Genomic DNA, 15,900 nt, shown 5'->3' with positions numbered 1-15,900 from the left:
GTGTGGTCCAGTGGTGGCCCGCGCTAGGAGGCGAGGACCTCGTCGAGGACGGTCGATGCCTTGTCCTCGTCGGTCTTCTCGGCCAGGGCGAGCTCGGAGATCAGGATCTGCCGCGCCTTCGCCAGCATCCGCTTCTCCCCCGCGGAGAGCCCGCGGTCCTGGTCGCGGCGCCAGAGGTCGCGGACGACCTCGGACACCTTGATGACGTCACCCGACGCCAGCTTCTCCAGGTTCGCCTTGTACCGACGCGACCAGTTCGTGGGCTCCTCGGTGAAGGGCGCACGCAGGACCTCGAAGACCTTGTCGAGGCCCTCCTTGCCGATGACGTCGCGGACGCCGACCAGGTCGACGTTGTCCGCCGGTACCTCGATCGTCAGGTCGCCCTGCGTCACGCGCAGCTTCAGGTAGACCTTCTCCTCACCCTTGATGACGCGCGTCTTGACTTCAGAGATGGTTGCCGCCCCGTGATGGGGGTAGACGACGGTCTCGCCGACCTCGAATTGCATGTATCAGGCTCCGTTCCCAGGACCCCCAGTTTACCACAGGGGCACCTCGGCCACGGGGGCCTGGGCACGTGCCCTCCCCGGCGATCGCTAGGATGGATCCGGACCGTCCGGTCCACAACGTGATCTTCCGGAGGAATCTCTTGCGAGCTCGGGTACTCGTGTCCGTCGCCGTTGCGGCATCCATCGCGCTCGGCGCCACCGGCTGCGAGTTCATGTCGCCCGCGCACACCAAGGAGATCAAGCAGATCACCGACGGCGTGAACGTGACGACCGGCGACCTCGACATCCGCAACGCGCTCTTCATCTCCGACGACGCCGACGACGCCCGCTTCATCGGCACGCTCATCAACCGCGACGCCTCGGACGACATCACCCTGTCGATCGAGGTCGGGGCCGACACCCAGACCGTCGTGGTCCCGGCGAACGGTCGCGTCGACCTCGGCGCGAACACCCCGTCCTCGGCGAGCACCGCCGGCGGCGACTCGCAGGAGGGCGCCGGCTCGCAGGGCTCCGAGGTCGCGGACTCGAAGGCCGTGCTGTTCGACGCCTCCGACGTCGTCGCCGGGTCCCTCGTGAAGACCTACTTCTCGTACTCCGGTGCCGAGGGCGTCTCGGCGTCCGTCCCCGTCCTCACGAGCTCGCTCGAGGAGTACCAGACCCTCGCACCGACCCCCACCCCGTCGAGCTCCGCGACCTCGCCGTCGGAGAGCGGCAGCCGCCCGACCGGTGACGCGACCGCTCCGGGCACGCAGCCGAGCGACTCGCAGACCGACTCGTCCGAGGGTGACAGCGGCTCGAACTGACCACGCTGCGCGCCGGACCGGCGCGCACCAGACGCAACGCACCGGAGGCCCGGTGCCGGTCTTCCGGACCGGCACCGGGCCTCCAGTGCGTGACAGCTCGCGTCAGCCCTCGATCCGGTACCCCAGACCGCGGACCGTCACCAGGATCTCCGGGGCGCTCGGCACCCGCTCGATCTTCGAGCGGATCCGCTTGATGTGCACGTCGAGCGTCTTCGTGTCGCCGAAGTAGTCGGAGCCCCACACCCGGTCGATGAGCTGCCCGCGGGTCAGCACCCGGCCGGCGTTGCGGAGGAGCAGCTCGAGGAGCTCGAACTCCTTGAGCGGCATCGGCGTCTCGGACCCGTCCACCGACACCGTGTGGCGCTCGACGTCCATGCGGATGCCACCGACCTGCAGGATGCCGCTGTCGCCCGGGTCGTCCTCGGTCCGACGGCGCAGCACCGCCCGGATCCGCGCGAGCAGCTCCCGCGTCGAGTACGGCTTCGTCACGTAGTCGTCGGCGCCGAGCTCGAGCCCGACGACGATGTCCACCTCGGAGTCCTTCGCGGTGAGCATGATGATCGGGACGTTCGACCGAGTGCGGACCTGGCGGCACACCTCGGTGCCGCTCAGCCCCGGCAGCATGAGGTCGAGCAGCAGGAGGTCGGGGTTCTCCGCGTCGAACTTCGACAGCGCGGTCACGCCGTCCGCGGCGACGGAGGTCTCGTAGCCCTCTCGCTGCAGGAGGAACTCCAGGGGCTCGCTCAGGGCCGGCTCGTCGTCGACGATGAGGATCTTGGTCACGATGGCTGCTCTTCCAGTTGCTCTTCGAGTGCGGTGGTGAGGTCGGGATCCGCCTCGGGCAGGCGGATCGTGAAGGTCGAGCCCTTGCCGGGCTGGGACCAGACGCGCACGTCGCCGCCGTGGTTGCCGACGACGTGCTTGACGATCGCGAGTCCGAGTCCGGTCCCGCCGGTGGCGCGCGACCGTGCCGGATCGACGCGGTAGAACCGCTCGAACACGCGGTCGAGATCGGACTCGGGGATGCCGACGCCCTGGTCGGTCACCGCGATCTCGACGAACCCCTTCGACAGCCGCACGCCGACACCGACGCGTGTGTGGTCCGGGGAGTACTTGACGGCGTTCGCGATGAGGTTCGACACCGCGACCTGCAGCAGCCCCGGGTCGCCCATGACCCGGAGCTTCGACTTCTTCGCGCGCACCAGCTCGATCGACCGTGCCCGCGCGACGACCTCGTTCGCGTCGACGGCGGCCTGCACGACCTTGTCGATCGACGTCTCCTCGCTGTTCTCGAGCGTGTCGACGGACTGCAGGCGGGACAGCTCGATGATGTCCTTCGTCAGGGCGCCGAGCCGCTCGGACTCGGTGACGAGCTGCGAAGCGAACTTCTTCACGTGGTCCGGGTCGTCGGCCGCGAGCACGAGGGTCTCGGAGAGCAGCCCGATGGCGCCGATGGGTGTCTTGAGCTCGTGCGAGATGTTGGCGACGAAGTCGCGACGGACCTCGTCGATGCGCCGGCTCTCGGTCAGGTCGTCCGCCGTCAGGAGCACGTACCGGTTGCCGAGCTGCGCGGCCCGGAAGCTCAGGTAGCCGATCAGCTCCCCGCGTCGGCCGCGCGGGAGCTCGAGGTCCTCGGAGCCCATCTCGCCGCTCCGACGGACCCGGTCGACGAGCTCGACCAGCTCGTCGTGCACGAGCTTGCGCCGGACCACCAGCCCGACCGTGAGCGCCTGCGGGGACGCGGCGACGACCGTGTTCGACGGGTCGACGACCACGGCCGGGTTGTGCATCGTGGCGATGACCGCGGCGACACCGTCGGGCAGCGTCCGCTCGGCGACGTCGGCTGCCCGGGCCGTGCGCTCGGCCGTGATGATCAGCACCACGACACCCGCGCCGAACACCCCGCCGAGGAGCATCGACAGTGGCACGAGCCACGCGTTGTCCATGCCGCCAGTGTAGGGACGGTCACACGGGGTTCCGACGCCGTTCACCCGCCCGGGCCTGCTTTCCCGCTGCTCGGGACGAGGTGTTCAGCCGCAGGTCACCGTTCGTTCACCTGGGCTGACGACACTCGTCCGGTACGCATCAGAGAGGCACATCCCCCATGCGCGAAGTCTTCCAGCAGGAGCTCCAGGACGTCCAGGAGCGTCTGACCGAGATCGCCGGGCTCGTCGAGTCCGCGATCACCCGTGCGACCCAGGCGTTCAGCGAGTCCGACGTCGCCCTCGCCGAGGAGGTGATCGCCGACGACGCCAAGATCGACCAGGCGGCGAACAGCCTCGACGAGATCGCGATCGACATCCTCGCCCGCCAGGCCCCGGTCGCCCGCGACCTCCGTGTCGTCGTGACCGCCCTCCGCGTCAGCTCCTCGCTCGAGCGCATGGGCGACATGGCCGAGCACATCGCGCAGCTCGCCCGCCAGCGCTTCCCCGAGAAGGTCGTGCCGAAGGGCCTACGCCCCACATTCAAGCAGATGGGCGCGCACGACGTGCAGATGGCCCAGAAGCTCACGCGCCTGCTCGCCACCGAGGACATCGCCCTGGCCGCGGAGATCCGCGACGAGGACGACGCCGTCGACGAGCTGCACGCGAGCGTGTTCGACTTCGTGCTCGGTGAGACCTGGAAGGGCAACCCGATCGACACGGTCGACGCGACCCTCGCCTCGCGCTACCACGAGCGCTTCGCCGACCACGCGGTCTCGATCGCGAAGAAGGTCGAGTACCTGGCGACGGGTGACTGGGCCGGCGCCGCGTCGGTGACGACCTCCCCCGCCTGACGGGTTCTGCCAGGATCGTGGCATGGCTCAGGTCGCGATCGTCGTCAACGGGATGCCCGGTTCGGGCAAGAGCACGGTCGGGGCCGCCCTGGCCGAGGTGCTCGGCTGCCCCTTCCTGTCGAAGGACCGGGTCAAGGAGCCCCTCGCCGACGTGGTCGGTCCGATGATCGGCTCCCGCGAGCTCGGGGGCATCGCCATGGACACGATGTGGTCGATGGCACGGGCCGTCGAGAACGGGGTCGTCCTCGACGCCGTCTGGCTGCCGTCGCGGGACCGCGACCGCCTGGAGGCCGGGCTCGCCACCGCCGGTTCGCCGCGCGCCGTCGAGGTCTGGTGCCACGTCGACCGGGTCACCGCCGCAGAGCGGCTGCGCGACCGGTACGAGCCCGGCACCCTCCCGGTCCGGCACGAGGTGCACGGCGACCTGACGGACGTGCTCGCGTTCTGGGACGAGCACGGCGACACCGCCGAGCCCGTCGCGCTGCCGGGCGTTCCCGTCGTGCGCGTCGACACCGGTCGGCCGTACGACGTCGGTGCGCTCGTGCAGGAGATCGCCGCGCACTTCGTCTGAGATCGCGCCCCGGACGACCGAACGCCCCGCCGGAGACCGGCGGGGCGTTCGTCGTCGTGCCGGTGCTACTTCTTGGCGCCCTGTGCGGCGACCGCTGCGGCACCGGCGGCGGCGGCCTCGGGGTCGAGGTAGTACGAGGGCTTCGTGGGGCGGAAGTCGTCGTCGAGCTCGTACACGAGCGGGATGCCCGTCGGGATGTTGAGGCCCGCGATGTCGTCGTCGGAGATGCCGTCGAGGTGCTTCACGAGCGCGCGCAGCGAGTTGCCGTGGGCCGTGACGAGGACGGTCTTCCCCTCGCCGAGGTCCTTCGTGATGTCCGACTCCCAGTACGGCAGCAGACGGTCGATCACGAGCTTGAGCGACTCCGTGCGGGGCAGCTGGTCGCCGAGCTCGGCGTAGCGGCGGTCCCCGGCCTGCGACCACTCGGCGTCGTCGGCGATGGGGGGCGGCGGGACGTCGAACGACCGACGCCACTCCATGAACTGCTGCTCACCGTACTGCTCGAGCGTCTGGGCCTTGTCCTTGCCCTGCAGGTCGCCGTAGTGGCGCTCGTTGAGGCGCCAGTCGCGCTTCACCGGCAGCCAGGCCAGGTCGGCTTCGAGCAGCGCGATGTCGGCGGTCTGGATCGCCCGGGTCAGCAGCGACGTGTACAGGACGTCCGGGACGATGCCCGACCCGGCGATGAGCTCGCCGGCGCGCTTCGCCTCCTTCTCGCCCAGCTCGCTGAGTCGGACGTCGACCCAGCCGGTGAACAGGTTCTTCTGGTTCCAGTCACTGTTGCCGTGACGCAGCAGGACGAGCGTGGAGGTCATGCCCCGAGTCTACCGAGCGGGTGCGCCTCGGTACCCTGGGCTGCATGCCCATCGGGAACGTCACGCGCGGGACCACCGGGTACAACCGGCTCCGTCGCGTCGACCGGTGGATCGCGACGCTGCCGGCGCTCCGGCGCACCGCCGACCCGCTCGTCGCGGACGTCGGCTACGGCGCCCGCCCGACGACCACCCTCGAGCTCCGCGACCGGCTGGTGCGGGTCCGTCCCGACGTCGAGGTGACGGGCATCGAGATCGAACCGGCCCGGGTCGCGCTCGCGAACGCGGGCACCCGGGACGGGGTGACCTTCCGGCTCGGCGGCTTCGAGACGCCGACGCCCGGCGGTCGCCGGCCCGTCGTGATCCGCGCGTTCAACGTCCTGCGGCAGTACGACGAGTCAGCCGTGGTCGACTCGTGGCGGATCATGCAGGACCGGTTGCAGCCCGGTGGGGCGCTCGTCGAGGGCACCTGCAACGAGGTCGGCCGGGTGGCGTCCTGGGTGACGCTCGACGAGCACGCGCCGCACACCTTCACGGTGTCGCTGCGGATCGCCGACCTCGAACTGCCGAGCATCGTCGCCGAGCGGCTGCCGAAGGCGCTCATCCACCGGAACGTCCCCGGGGAGCGGGTGCACGCGTTCCTGCTCGACCTCGACCGGGCGTGGGCCGTCGCCGCCCCGCTCGGCACGTACGGCCCGCGGCAGCGGTGGATCGCCACGGTGCAGGGCGTGCGCGACCGGGGCTGGCCCGTGCTGCACGGGGTGTCCCGGTGGCGCCTCGGCGAGCTCAGCGTCCCCTGGTCGGCCGTCGCCCCCGCCTGACGGCGTCCCCGCGCCGACGCGTCAGCACGAGCCTCGTGCCAGCGGACACGTTCGCGATCTGACCGCCGCGAAGATGTCCGCCTGGGCGAGTCTCGCAACGCCGGACGCCGTCCCGCCGATCAGCTGCGGCGGACGGCGCCGAGTCGCGGCAGACGCGGGACGTTCGCCGTCGCTCCGGCGCCGGGCGGCACGATGACCTCCTGCGCGGCGGTGACGACGACGTCGCCCACGGTGAGCGTCAGCGTCGCCTCGGGGTCGAGCGAGCGCTTCACGACGGCGAGACCGACCGGACCGAGCTCGTGGTGGAGCGCCGACGCGGTGAGCCGCCCGACCTCGTTCCCGTCGAGCTCGACCGCGGTGCCCGGCGCGGGGAGCACGCCGTCGGAGCCGTCGAGGTGGAGCATGACGACCCGACGCGGCGGATGACCGAGGTTGTGCACCTTGGCGACGGTCTCCTGCCCGCGGTAGCAGCCCTTCGACAGGTGCACGGCGGAGCGGAGCCAGTCGAGCTCGTGCGGGATCGTCCGGTCGTCGACGTCGGTCAGGGTCGGGCGCCAGGCGGCGATCCGCAGCGCCTCGAACGCGAGCAGCCCCGCGACCGGCGCACCGGTCGCTGCCAGCGCGGCCGCGGCCTCCCGGGTGACCACGTCGATGCGGAGGGTCCAGTCGGAGCCGGGGTGGGCCTCCCCTGCGGCGTAGCCCCACCCACCGGGCGCGACCGACGACCACGGGTCGACCCACTCGACGACCACGTCGTCCGGGGCGGACGACCCGTCGAAGCGGCCGAGCGTGACGAGGTCCGCCGAGCGGTCGGCGACCTCGACGCGGAGCATGAAGCGCATCGTGTCGAGCCACGCGGCGAGCGGTGCCGCGTCGTCGTGCTCGGTGAGGAGCCACGCGACCGAGCCGTCGTCGACGACGCGGGCGGCGTGCTCGACCCGACCGGACTGGTCGAGCACGAGCGTCTCGGTGCTCGCACCCCGCTCGAGCCCGGTGAGCAGCTGCGACGTGATCGAGTTGAGCCAGGAGAGCCGGTCCGGCCCGCTGACCGTGACGACGCCGAGCCCGAGCTCGACGACCGCGCGACCGGCGACGAGCGCGCGCTGCTCGCCGGTCGGGTTGCCGAAGTGCGCCGCGGGCCCCTCCGGTGCGGCGACGAAGCCCGGACGGTCGGCGAAGACGGCCATCAGTCGACCTTCGCGAGCTGCCCCGAGGCGTGCGAGGTGAGCTGCTGCCCGAGTGCGGCGATGTCCCAGGCCCAGAACAGCTTGCCCTCGACCAGGCCGTAGAGCCGGGTGGCGGCCGAGTAGTCCTTCGCGTTCGGCGAGCGCATCACCGCGTCGGTGGCCAGGTCGATCCGGCCCTTCTTGACGCGGCCGACGTAGAGCTCGTTGACGCCCGTCGGGTGGATGATCGCGGCCTCGACGTCGAAGCCGTCGGTGGTGTTGCGGAGCGCCTCGACGCTCTCCACCGTGGTGAAGGGCACCGGACCGTCGCCCATCAGCATCGCCGGACCGCGGTCACCGGGCTCGCTCGGACGGTCGATGCGCCAGTAGCCCATCTCGGCGGCGAGCGGCGTGCGCTCGTCGTCGAGCAGCCACGAGGTCGACGAGTAGTTGAGGTAGGGCAGCCCGTCGTGGCTGAAGCTCACGCGCTGGCCGAACTCGTACTTCCGGGGCTCGTCCTCGCCGTCCACGGGATACTCGACGACGCCCGTGCCCTCCCAGACACCGACGAGCCACGACAGCGGGACGAGTTCGGGTGCCAGGCCCTCGGGCAGTTCGATCAACGCTGACCCTTGAACAGCTTCACGACGACGACGATCGAGATGAACGCGATCGCGAGCGACGCCAGGCCGAGGAGGCCCACGTAGAACAGCTCGAGCGCAAGCAGCGAATCCATGCCGCGAGTCTACGCGGGACGCCTGACGGCGCCAGGGCCGGGCACCGCGGGTCGCGCGGGCGGTCAGCGCGCCAGCAGGACCACGGCGGTCACGAGCACGACGACGAACGCCCCGGAGGACGCGATGCTGATCCGCTCGACCAGCCCGTCCTTCGTCGCGGTGATGAGCTGCAGCACGAAGCTGACGAGCACGCACAGCACGAACACGAGGAGCAGCCACGCGAAGGAGTCCTGCCGCGTGAGGGTGAGGACGAGCACCGCGCCGACGACCGCGAGCACCCACACCGGCAGCACGGAGGTCAGCCGCAGACGGCGCTGGTCGAGGGGCGGGACGGGCTCGGTCACGCGCTCCATCATGACAGGGCCGTGCCCGCGTGGGCGTCGGACCGACCGGCCGGTCGGCGGGCGGTTGCGCGGGCATCACTAGGATGGCTCCACGACTCCCCCTCGTTCTGGAGGTCCTGTGGCCCAGCTCCTGGTACTCACCTCAGCCGCGCCCGGCGACGTCCTGCCGAGCCTCGGTCTGCTGAGCCACCGGATCCGTCACGTCCCCGCCGAGGCCGCCCAGCTGGTCAACGCGCCGCAGAGCGACCTGATGTTCGTGGACGCCCGCACCGACCTGGTCAGCGCGAAGGCCCTCTGCAAGATCCTCGCGACGAGCGGGTCGACGACGCCGATCGTCCTCGTCGTCACGGAGGGCGGTCTGACCGCCGTGAACAGCGAGTGGAACGTCGAGGACGTCGTGCTCGAGACCGCGGGTCCGGCCGAGGTCGACGCGCGCATCCGCCTGACCACGGGTCGCGCCGCCAAGAACCCGACGGGCTCGAAGATCCAGGCGTCCGGCGTCGTCATCGACGAGGCCAGCTACTCGGCGAAGGTGCGCGGACGGCCGCTCGACCTGACCTTCAAGGAGTTCGAGCTCCTCCGCTTCTTCGCCACGCACCCGTCGCGGGTGTTCACGCGCGAGCAGCTCCTCAGCGAGGTCTGGGGCTACGACTACTTCGGCGGCACCCGCACGGTCGACGTGCACGTGCGACGGCTCCGCGCGAAGCTCGGCGACCTCGAGTCGCTCATCGGCACCGTCCGGAACGTCGGCTACCGCTTCAACGTCCACGACGACGAGGCCGAGCGGCTGGCGGACCGGTAGTGCTCGCCGTCGTCGAGATGCTCGCGAGCGCGTCGGTCGCCGCCGGCGAGGCACCGCCGTTCTCCGACCAGACCCTGGTCGACGTGCGCGCCGGCCGCGCGACGGTGGTCGGCGACGAGCGCGGGGTGGCGGTCGTCCGTGACGGCGAGCTGGAGCTCGTGGTCGCCCGGGAGGCCCGTGGCCAGGGCGTCGGCTCGGCCCTCGTCGCGCAGGTGCTCGCCCCGGGCGGCGGGGCCGCGACGCCGCCGGACCCCGCGCCCCGGCTCGCATGGGCGCACGGGGACCACCCGGCCGCGCGCGCGCTCGCCGACCGGTACGGCTGGACCGCCGTCCGCACGCTCCTGCAGCTCCGGGCGCCGATCGCCACCGAGCCCGTCGACCCGCGGGTGCCGGAGGGCTGGAGCCTCGACGCGTTCCGCGCCGGGGACCCGGTCGACGAGGACGCCTGGCTGACCCTGAACGCGGCGGCCTTCGCGCACCACCCCGAGCAGGGTCGGATGACGCTCGACGACCTCCGTGCCCGCGAGGCCGAGACGTGGTTCTCCGGCGACGACCTCCTGCTCCTCCGCGACGCCGACGGGGCGCTCGCCGGATCGTGCTGGCTCAAGGTCGAGGACGGCACCGGCGAGTTCTACGCGGTGGCCGTCCGGCCCGACCTGCAGGGGCAGGGTCTCGGCGGCGTGCTGATGCGCGCGGGGACGGCGCGTCTGGCGGGCCGGGGCCTGACCGCGGCGGCGCTCTACGTCGAGGGCGACAACGAACCGGCGCTGGCACTCTACCGCCGGTCGGGCTTCACCCGGCACGCGATCGACGTGCAGTACGCCGCACGGTCCTGACCGGGCCGGTCCCGAGGGCCCTCGTTCACCCGCGCGCTCCCCGGCGTCCACCCGCGCTCCACCGACCGTGCCGGGCGGGTGGCAGGATGGCGACATGGACACCGAACCGCAGCTCGACGGCGAATCCGTCGCCCCCGACCTCGACGACTTCGACGAGGTCGTCGAGATCGAGCACGAGTCGCTGCCGTCGGACCGCTACTTCGACCGCGAGCTGAGCTGGCTGCGCTTCAACCAGCGCGTGCTCGAGCTCGGCGAGGACCGCACGCAGCCGCTCCTCGAGCGCGCGAACTTCCTGGCGATCTTCGCGTCGAACCTCGACGAGTTCTTCATGGTCCGGGTGGCCGGGCTGAAGCGCCGCATCGACACCGGCATCGCGGTGCCGACGAACGTGGGCCGCGCCCCGAGCGACGTCCTGCGGGACATCGCGGCGAAGGCGCACGAGCTGCAGGACCGGCACGCCCAGGCGTTCATCGACTCGCTCAAGCCGGACCTCGACGCCGCGGGCATCCACGTCGAGCACTGGTCCGACCTCGACGAGGCCGACCGGCTGCGCATGCGCGAGTACTTCAACGAGCAGATCTTCCCGGTGCTCATGCCGCTCGCGGTCGACCCGGCGCACCCGTTCCCGTACATCTCCGGGCTGTCGCTCAACCTCGCGGTCCGCGTCCGGAACCCGAAGTCGCAGCGCCAGGAGTTCGCGCGCCTCAAGGTCCCGCAGAACTTCTCGCGCTTCATCGCGCTGCCCGACGACGGCTCCGGCCGGATGCGCTTCATCCCCCTCGAGGACCTCATCGCGAACCACCTCGACGACCTGTTCCCGGGGATGGAGGTCCTCGAGCACCACGTGTTCCGGGTCACCCGCAACGAGGACGTCGAGATCGAGGAGGACGAGGCCGAGAACCTCATCCAGGCCCTCGAGCGCGAACTGCTCCGCCGTCGGTTCGGACCGCCGATCCGCCTCGAGATCACCGAGGACATGGACCCGGTGACCCTCGACCTGCTCGTGCGCGAGCTCGACGTCACCGAGCAGGAGGTCTACCGCCTGCCGTCGCCGCTCGACCTCGGCGGACTGTTCGAGATCGCCAAGATCGCCCGTCCCGACCTGCACTACCCGCGCCACGTGCCGACGACGCCCGTGCAGTTCCAGCCGGGCGAGCCGAACACGAAGCCCGACCTGTTCCGCGCGATCGCGGCGCGCGACGTGCTCGTGCACCACCCGTACGAGTCCTTCGCGACGAGCGTCCAGGCCTTCCTCGAGCAGGCCGCCGCGGACCCGAACGTGCTGGCCATCAAGCAGACGCTGTACCGGACCTCCGGTGACAGCCCCATCGTCGAGGCACTGATCGACGCCGCCGCCGCGGGCAAGCAGGTGCTGGCGCTCGTCGAGATCAAGGCGCGCTTCGACGAGCAGAACAACATCGGGTGGGCCCGGAAGCTCGAGAAGGCCGGCGTGCACGTCGTCTACGGCCTGGTCGGGCTGAAGACGCACTCGAAGCTGGTGCTCGTGATCCGGCAGGAGGGCGGCACCCTCAAGCACTACAGCCACATCGGCACGGGCAACTACAACCCGAAGACCTCGCGCATCTACGAGGACATGGGCCTGTTCACCGCGGACGACACCGTGGGCAAGGACCTGACGCGGCTGTTCAACGAGCTGTCCGGCTACGCGATCGAGAAGAAGTTCAAGCGCCTGCTCGTCGCGCCGCTGCACCTCCGCAAGGGGCTCGTGAAGCGCATCCAGGCCGAGGCCGAGAACGCCCGCGCCGGGAAGCCGTCCGGCATCCGCATCAAGGTCAACTCGATGGTCGACGAGCAGGTCATCGACGCGCTCTACCTCGCGAGCCAGGCCGGGGTGCCGGTCGACGTGTGGGTCCGGGGCATCTGCTCGCTGAAGCCCGGCATCGAGGGCGTGAGCGAGACCATCCGCGTCCGCAGCGTCGTCGGCCGCTACCTCGAGCACTCGCGGGCGTTCACGTTCCACAACGACGGCGACCCGCTCGTCTTCATCGGGTCGGCGGACATGATGCACCGCAACCTCGACCGCCGCGTCGAGGCCCTGGTCCGCCTCGTCGACCCCGCACACACCGCCGAGGTCCAGGAGATGTTCGACCTCGCGATGGCGGACACGACGAGCTCGTGGCACCTCGAGTCCGACGGCGAGTGGACGCGCCACTCGACGGACGACGACGGCCGCCCGCTCGCGGACGTGCAGAATGTGCTCATGCGGAAGATCTCGGCCCGGAAGCGCTCGGCTCGGTGAGCGGCGGCCCCTCGGGCCCCGTCGTCGCGGCGGGGGCGGTCGTCTGGCGCGAGCGCGACGGCGTCCCGCTCGTGCTGCTCGTGCACCGTGACCACCACCAGGACGTGTCCCTGCCGAAGGGCAAGGTCGACCCGGGCGAGAGCGTCCCGACGACCGCGGTCCGCGAGATCGCCGAGGAGACGGGGTACCGCGTGCACCTCGGTGCGCCCCTCGGCACGGCGGAGTACGTCCTGCCGAGCGGCCGCGACAAGGTCGTGCACTACTGGTCGGCGCGCGTCGGCTCGAAGGAGTTCGAGCGGGCCGGGCGGTTCCGCCCCAACGACGAGGTCGCCGCCATCGACTGGGTGACGATCGACGACGCCCGCGCCCGGCTCACGTACGAGCGGGACGTCGCGATCCTCGACCGCTTCGCCGAGCGCGTCGCGGCCGGCGAGCACCGCACGTTCGCGCTCATCGCGCTCCGGCACGCGAAGACCGTGCCCGGATCGGACTGGGACGGCCCCGACGCCACCCGGCCGCTGCTGCCCGTCGGACGGTCGCAGGCCAGGGCCGCCGCCGCCCCGGTCGCGGCCTTCGGCCCGAAGAAGATCGTCAGCAGCACGGCGGCGCGGTGCCTCGCGACCGTCGAGCCGCTCTCGGCCCGGACGAAGATCGGTGTCTCGAGCACGGCCGACATCAGCCAGGACGCCCACGACCGGGGCGCGGCCGACGTCAAGGGCGTGGTGCAGAAGCGCATCGCGAAGGCGAAGTCGACCGTCCTGTGCTCGCACGGGCCGGTCCTGCCGGACATCGTCGCGCGCATCGCCGCGGCGACGGCCGACGACCGCCGTCGCTTCGACCTCCGGCGGGCCGCCATGCTGTCCGTCGGGGACTTCGCGGTCCTGCACATCGCCGGCGAGAAGCTCGTCGCGGTCGAGACCCACCGGAACACCGTCCCGGCCTGACCGGAAGCGGACCGACGTGGCGGAGCTGCGCCGCGCCTCCAGACCGATGCATCTGCATCATCCGGATCGGCGCACAGTGAGACCGATCATGCACCCGCTCGCGCGTCCGCGCACGTGTTCCGGACCGGGCACAACCCCTCGTTCACCTCCCGTTCACCGATGAGCGTCATCCCCGTCACCTCGCGTCCCTACAGTCGCTTCCGGGTCAGCACCGGCCCGAGGGACCAGCAGCGGTCCCACCTGCAATGACATTCCCGAAGGGACCCCTGTGAACATCAAGCGATTCGGTTCGATCGCAGCGATCGCGATCGCCGGCGCCGTCGTGCTCTCCTCCTGCGCGGCGAACGAGGGCGGCAGCGGCGAGTCCGCGGCTCCGACCTCGAGCTCCGGCACCGACTACTCGAAGCTCTCGGGCACGCTGACCGGCTCCGGCTCCTCCGCACAGCAGACCGCCGAGGCCACGTGGGCCGCCGGCTTCCAGAACGTCGCCTCCGGTGTGACGGTCAACTACTCGCCGGACGGCTCCGGCGCCGGCCGCAAGAACTTCATCTCGGGTGCGGCGGACTTCGCCGGCTCCGACGCCGCGCTCAAGGACGAGGAGCTCTCCGGCTCCTTCGACCTGTGCAACGCCAAGGCCATCGACATCCCGGTCTACATCTCCCCGATCGCGATCGCCTACAAGATCGACGGCGTCAGCGACCTGACCCTCGACGCGAAGACCATCGCGGGCATCTTCTCGGGCAAGATCACCAAGTGGAACGACTCGCAGATCGCCGCACTGAACGACGGCGTCGACCTGCCGGACGCGAACATCACGGTCGTGCACCGCTCGGACGACTCGGGCACCACGCAGAACTTCTCCGAGTACGTGTCGGCGAACGCGTCGGACGTCTGGACCGAGGCTCCGAGCCAGACCTTCCCGTACCAGGTCGGTGACTCGGCGAAGGGCACCTCGGGTGTCGCGTCGGCGATGGCCAGCGCCTCGAACGCCATCACCTACATCGACGACTCCGGCGCCGGTGACCTCGACAAGGCCAAGCTCATGGTCGGCGACAAGGCCACCGAGATCTCGGCCGAGGGCGCTGCCAAGGTCGTCGCGGACTCCGAGACGGTCTCCGGCCGTGAGGACAACGACCTCGCGATCGACATCAACCGCAAGGACACCGCCGAGGGTGCGTGGCCGCTGGTCCTCGTCTCCTACGCGATCGCCTGCCAGGAGTACAAGGACTCCGCCAAGGGTGAGCTCGTGAAGGGCTACCTCGACTACGTCGTCTCGAAGGACGCGCAGGACGCCGCCGCGAAGGAGGCCAAGTCGGCCGCCCTCTCGAGCGACCTCGCGGAGAAGGCCGCGAAGGCCGTCGCCTCCATCAAGTAACGCCCCCTGAGCACCCGGACGCCGGTCCCACCCAATCGACCGGCGTCCGGGTTCTCGCCCGTCCGGCCCAGCGCCCGACGCCCGTCCGACCCCGCGCCCGACGACCGCCCGGCCCGAGGCCGGGAACCCCGCACCACCCCGTCGCCTCCCCCGGCCGCTCCTGACCGAGCACGGCCTCCCCTCCGACAGGAGTCCCATGACGACCGCACCGGCCCAGCCAGGGGCCACCGTCTCGCCCACCAAGCCGAAGGCCGTCGTCCGCGTCGGCGACCGGGTCTTCTCGACCGCCTCGGTGGTCGCGGGCAGCCTGATCCTCTTCGTGCTCGTGCTCGTCGCCGCCTTCCTGGTCTGGCAGAGCATCCCCGCGTTCAGCGCGAAGGTCGGCGAGCTGCCGAACAACGCGACGAGCTTCTGGGACTACGTCGGTCCGCTCGTCTTCGGCACGATCTGGTCCGCGCTCATCGCACTCGTCTTCGCGGTGCCACTGTCGCTCGGCATCGCCCTGTTCATCTCGCACTACGCCCCGCGACGCATCGCGCCGCTGCTCGGCTACGTGATCGACCTGCTGGCCGCGGTGCCGTCGGTCGTCTACGGGCTCTGGGGCATCGTGGTCCTGGCGCCGTTCGTCAAGCCGTTCTACGGCTTCCTCAACGAGTACCTCGGCTGGTTCCCGCTGTTCTCCGGCCAGGTGTCCGGTACCGGCCGCACGATCCTGACCGCGTCGATCGTGCTCGCGGTGATGGCGATCCCGATCATGACCGCGGTCATGCGCGAGATCTTCCTGCAGGCGCCGACCCTCAACGAGGAGGCCGCGCTCGCCCTCGGGGCGACCCGGTGGGAGATGATCCGTCTGTCGGTCCTGCCGTTCGCCAAGTCCGGCATCGTGTCCGCGATCATGCTCGGCCTCGGCCGCGCGCTCGGCGAGACGATGGCGATCGCCCTGGTGCTCTCGGTGTCGACGAACGTCACGTTCCAGATGCTGACCTCGCTCAACCCCTCGACGATCGCGGCGAACATCGCGCTGCAGTTCGCCGAGGCGTCCGGCACCGCGTTGAACGCCCTCGTCGCGTCGGGCCTGATCCTCTTCGTCATCACCCTGCTCATCAACATGCTGGCGCGCTACATCGTGCGCAAGCGGGTCTCCTGAGAG

Annotated in this window: 17 protein-coding genes; 10 read left to right on the top strand and 7 right to left on the bottom strand. The window is 70.9% G+C overall.

Annotation, left to right across the window (positions count from 1 at the left end; all coding sequences use genetic code 11):
- Window positions 1-23: 23 nt before the first annotated feature.
- Window positions 24-506, bottom strand: coding sequence for a CarD family transcriptional regulator (locus tag AB0N84_RS03120; protein WP_017888066.1), 483 nt, complete (start codon window positions 504-506; stop codon window positions 24-26).
- A gap of 158 nt (window positions 507-664) precedes the next feature.
- On the opposite strand from AB0N84_RS03120, the gene AB0N84_RS03115 reads away from it, so the two are divergent.
- The gene (locus tag AB0N84_RS03115; RefSeq protein WP_363543675.1) at window positions 665-1,309 is read left to right on the top strand and encodes a hypothetical protein; all 645 of its coding nucleotides are present in this window, start codon (window positions 665-667) and stop codon (window positions 1,307-1,309) included.
- A gap of 102 nt (window positions 1,310-1,411) precedes the next feature.
- Here AB0N84_RS03115 and AB0N84_RS03110 read toward each other — a convergent pair whose 3' ends face one another.
- Window positions 1,412-2,092: a response regulator transcription factor gene (locus AB0N84_RS03110; RefSeq protein WP_069713300.1), complete on the bottom strand. Its 681-nt coding sequence runs from the start codon at window positions 2,090-2,092 to the stop codon at window positions 1,412-1,414.
- Window positions 2,089-3,255, bottom strand: a complete 1,167-nt coding sequence (locus AB0N84_RS03105; protein ID WP_069713299.1) for an ATP-binding protein — start codon at window positions 3,253-3,255, stop codon at window positions 2,089-2,091. The genes AB0N84_RS03110 and AB0N84_RS03105 overlap by 4 nt, the downstream gene beginning before the upstream one ends.
- A 158-nt stretch (window positions 3,256-3,413) precedes the next feature.
- Here AB0N84_RS03105 and phoU point away from each other — a divergent pair, with 158 nt between their 5' ends.
- Complete coding sequence (gene phoU, locus AB0N84_RS03100; protein ID WP_069713298.1) at window positions 3,414-4,085, top strand: phosphate signaling complex protein PhoU; 672 nt, start codon at window positions 3,414-3,416, stop codon at window positions 4,083-4,085.
- Between the two features lie 22 nt (window positions 4,086-4,107).
- Entirely contained in the window at window positions 4,108-4,656 is a 549-nt protein-coding gene (locus AB0N84_RS03095; protein ID WP_182046153.1) for an AAA family ATPase, read from the top strand.
- A 65-nt stretch (window positions 4,657-4,721) separates the two neighbouring features.
- Here the strand turns inward: AB0N84_RS03095 and AB0N84_RS03090 are convergent, their stop codons facing one another.
- Window positions 4,722-5,468 (bottom strand): phosphoglyceromutase, encoded by a 747-nt coding sequence (locus tag AB0N84_RS03090; RefSeq protein ID WP_069713296.1) that lies wholly within the window; start codon window positions 5,466-5,468, stop codon window positions 4,722-4,724.
- Window positions 5,469-5,512: 44 nt separating this feature from the next.
- On the opposite strand from AB0N84_RS03090, the gene AB0N84_RS03085 reads away from it, so the two are divergent.
- Window positions 5,513-6,286, top strand: a complete 774-nt coding sequence (locus AB0N84_RS03085) for a class I SAM-dependent methyltransferase (protein WP_363543671.1) — start codon at window positions 5,513-5,515, stop codon at window positions 6,284-6,286.
- A 119-nt stretch (window positions 6,287-6,405) separates the two neighbouring features.
- Here the strand turns inward: AB0N84_RS03085 and AB0N84_RS03080 are convergent, their stop codons facing one another.
- The 3 genes from AB0N84_RS03080 to AB0N84_RS03070 form a co-directional block, all read right to left on the bottom strand.
- Window positions 6,406-7,473 (bottom strand): folate-binding protein, encoded by a 1,068-nt coding sequence (locus tag AB0N84_RS03080; RefSeq protein WP_363543669.1) that lies wholly within the window; start codon window positions 7,471-7,473, stop codon window positions 6,406-6,408.
- Window positions 7,473-8,075: an FABP family protein gene (locus AB0N84_RS03075; RefSeq protein ID WP_363543667.1), complete on the bottom strand. Its 603-nt coding sequence runs from the start codon at window positions 8,073-8,075 to the stop codon at window positions 7,473-7,475. Before AB0N84_RS03075 ends, AB0N84_RS03080 begins: the two co-directional genes overlap by 1 nt.
- A 176-nt stretch (window positions 8,076-8,251) precedes the next feature.
- Entirely contained in the window at window positions 8,252-8,533 is a 282-nt protein-coding gene (locus AB0N84_RS03070) for a hypothetical protein (RefSeq protein WP_182046149.1), read from the bottom strand.
- A 118-nt stretch (window positions 8,534-8,651) separates the two neighbouring features.
- Here AB0N84_RS03070 and AB0N84_RS03065 point away from each other — a divergent pair, with 118 nt between their 5' ends.
- The 6 genes from AB0N84_RS03065 to pstC all read left to right on the top strand — a co-directional run bounded on the left by AB0N84_RS03065 (window position 8,652) and on the right by pstC (window position 15,897).
- Window positions 8,652-9,335 (top strand): response regulator transcription factor, encoded by a 684-nt coding sequence (locus AB0N84_RS03065; protein WP_069713293.1) that lies wholly within the window; start codon window positions 8,652-8,654, stop codon window positions 9,333-9,335.
- Window positions 9,335-10,171 (top strand): mycothiol synthase, encoded by an 837-nt coding sequence (gene mshD / locus AB0N84_RS03060; RefSeq protein WP_363543665.1) that lies wholly within the window; start codon window positions 9,335-9,337, stop codon window positions 10,169-10,171. The genes AB0N84_RS03065 and mshD overlap by 1 nt, the downstream gene beginning before the upstream one ends.
- A 94-nt stretch (window positions 10,172-10,265) precedes the next feature.
- Window positions 10,266-12,431, top strand: coding sequence for an RNA degradosome polyphosphate kinase (locus AB0N84_RS03055; protein WP_182046147.1), 2,166 nt, complete (start codon window positions 10,266-10,268; stop codon window positions 12,429-12,431).
- Window positions 12,428-13,375 (top strand): NUDIX domain-containing protein, encoded by a 948-nt coding sequence (locus AB0N84_RS03050; RefSeq protein WP_182046146.1) that lies wholly within the window; start codon window positions 12,428-12,430, stop codon window positions 13,373-13,375. The genes AB0N84_RS03055 and AB0N84_RS03050 overlap by 4 nt, the downstream gene beginning before the upstream one ends.
- A gap of 268 nt (window positions 13,376-13,643) precedes the next feature.
- Window positions 13,644-14,750 (top strand): phosphate ABC transporter substrate-binding protein PstS, encoded by a 1,107-nt coding sequence (pstS, locus tag AB0N84_RS03045; RefSeq protein WP_069713290.1) that lies wholly within the window; start codon window positions 13,644-13,646, stop codon window positions 14,748-14,750.
- Between the two features lie 196 nt (window positions 14,751-14,946).
- Complete coding sequence (gene pstC / locus AB0N84_RS03040; protein ID WP_069713289.1) at window positions 14,947-15,897, top strand: phosphate ABC transporter permease subunit PstC; 951 nt, start codon at window positions 14,947-14,949, stop codon at window positions 15,895-15,897.
- Window positions 15,898-15,900: the final 3 nt, after the last annotated feature.

The sequence above is a fragment of the Curtobacterium sp. NPDC089185 genome (genome assembly GCF_040685235.1).
In the GTDB taxonomy this organism is placed as follows: Bacteria; Actinomycetota; Actinomycetes; order Actinomycetales; family Microbacteriaceae; genus Curtobacterium; species Curtobacterium citri.
Note: the sequence above shows the minus strand (reverse complement) of the source record. Positions and strands in the feature narration are given on the sequence as shown.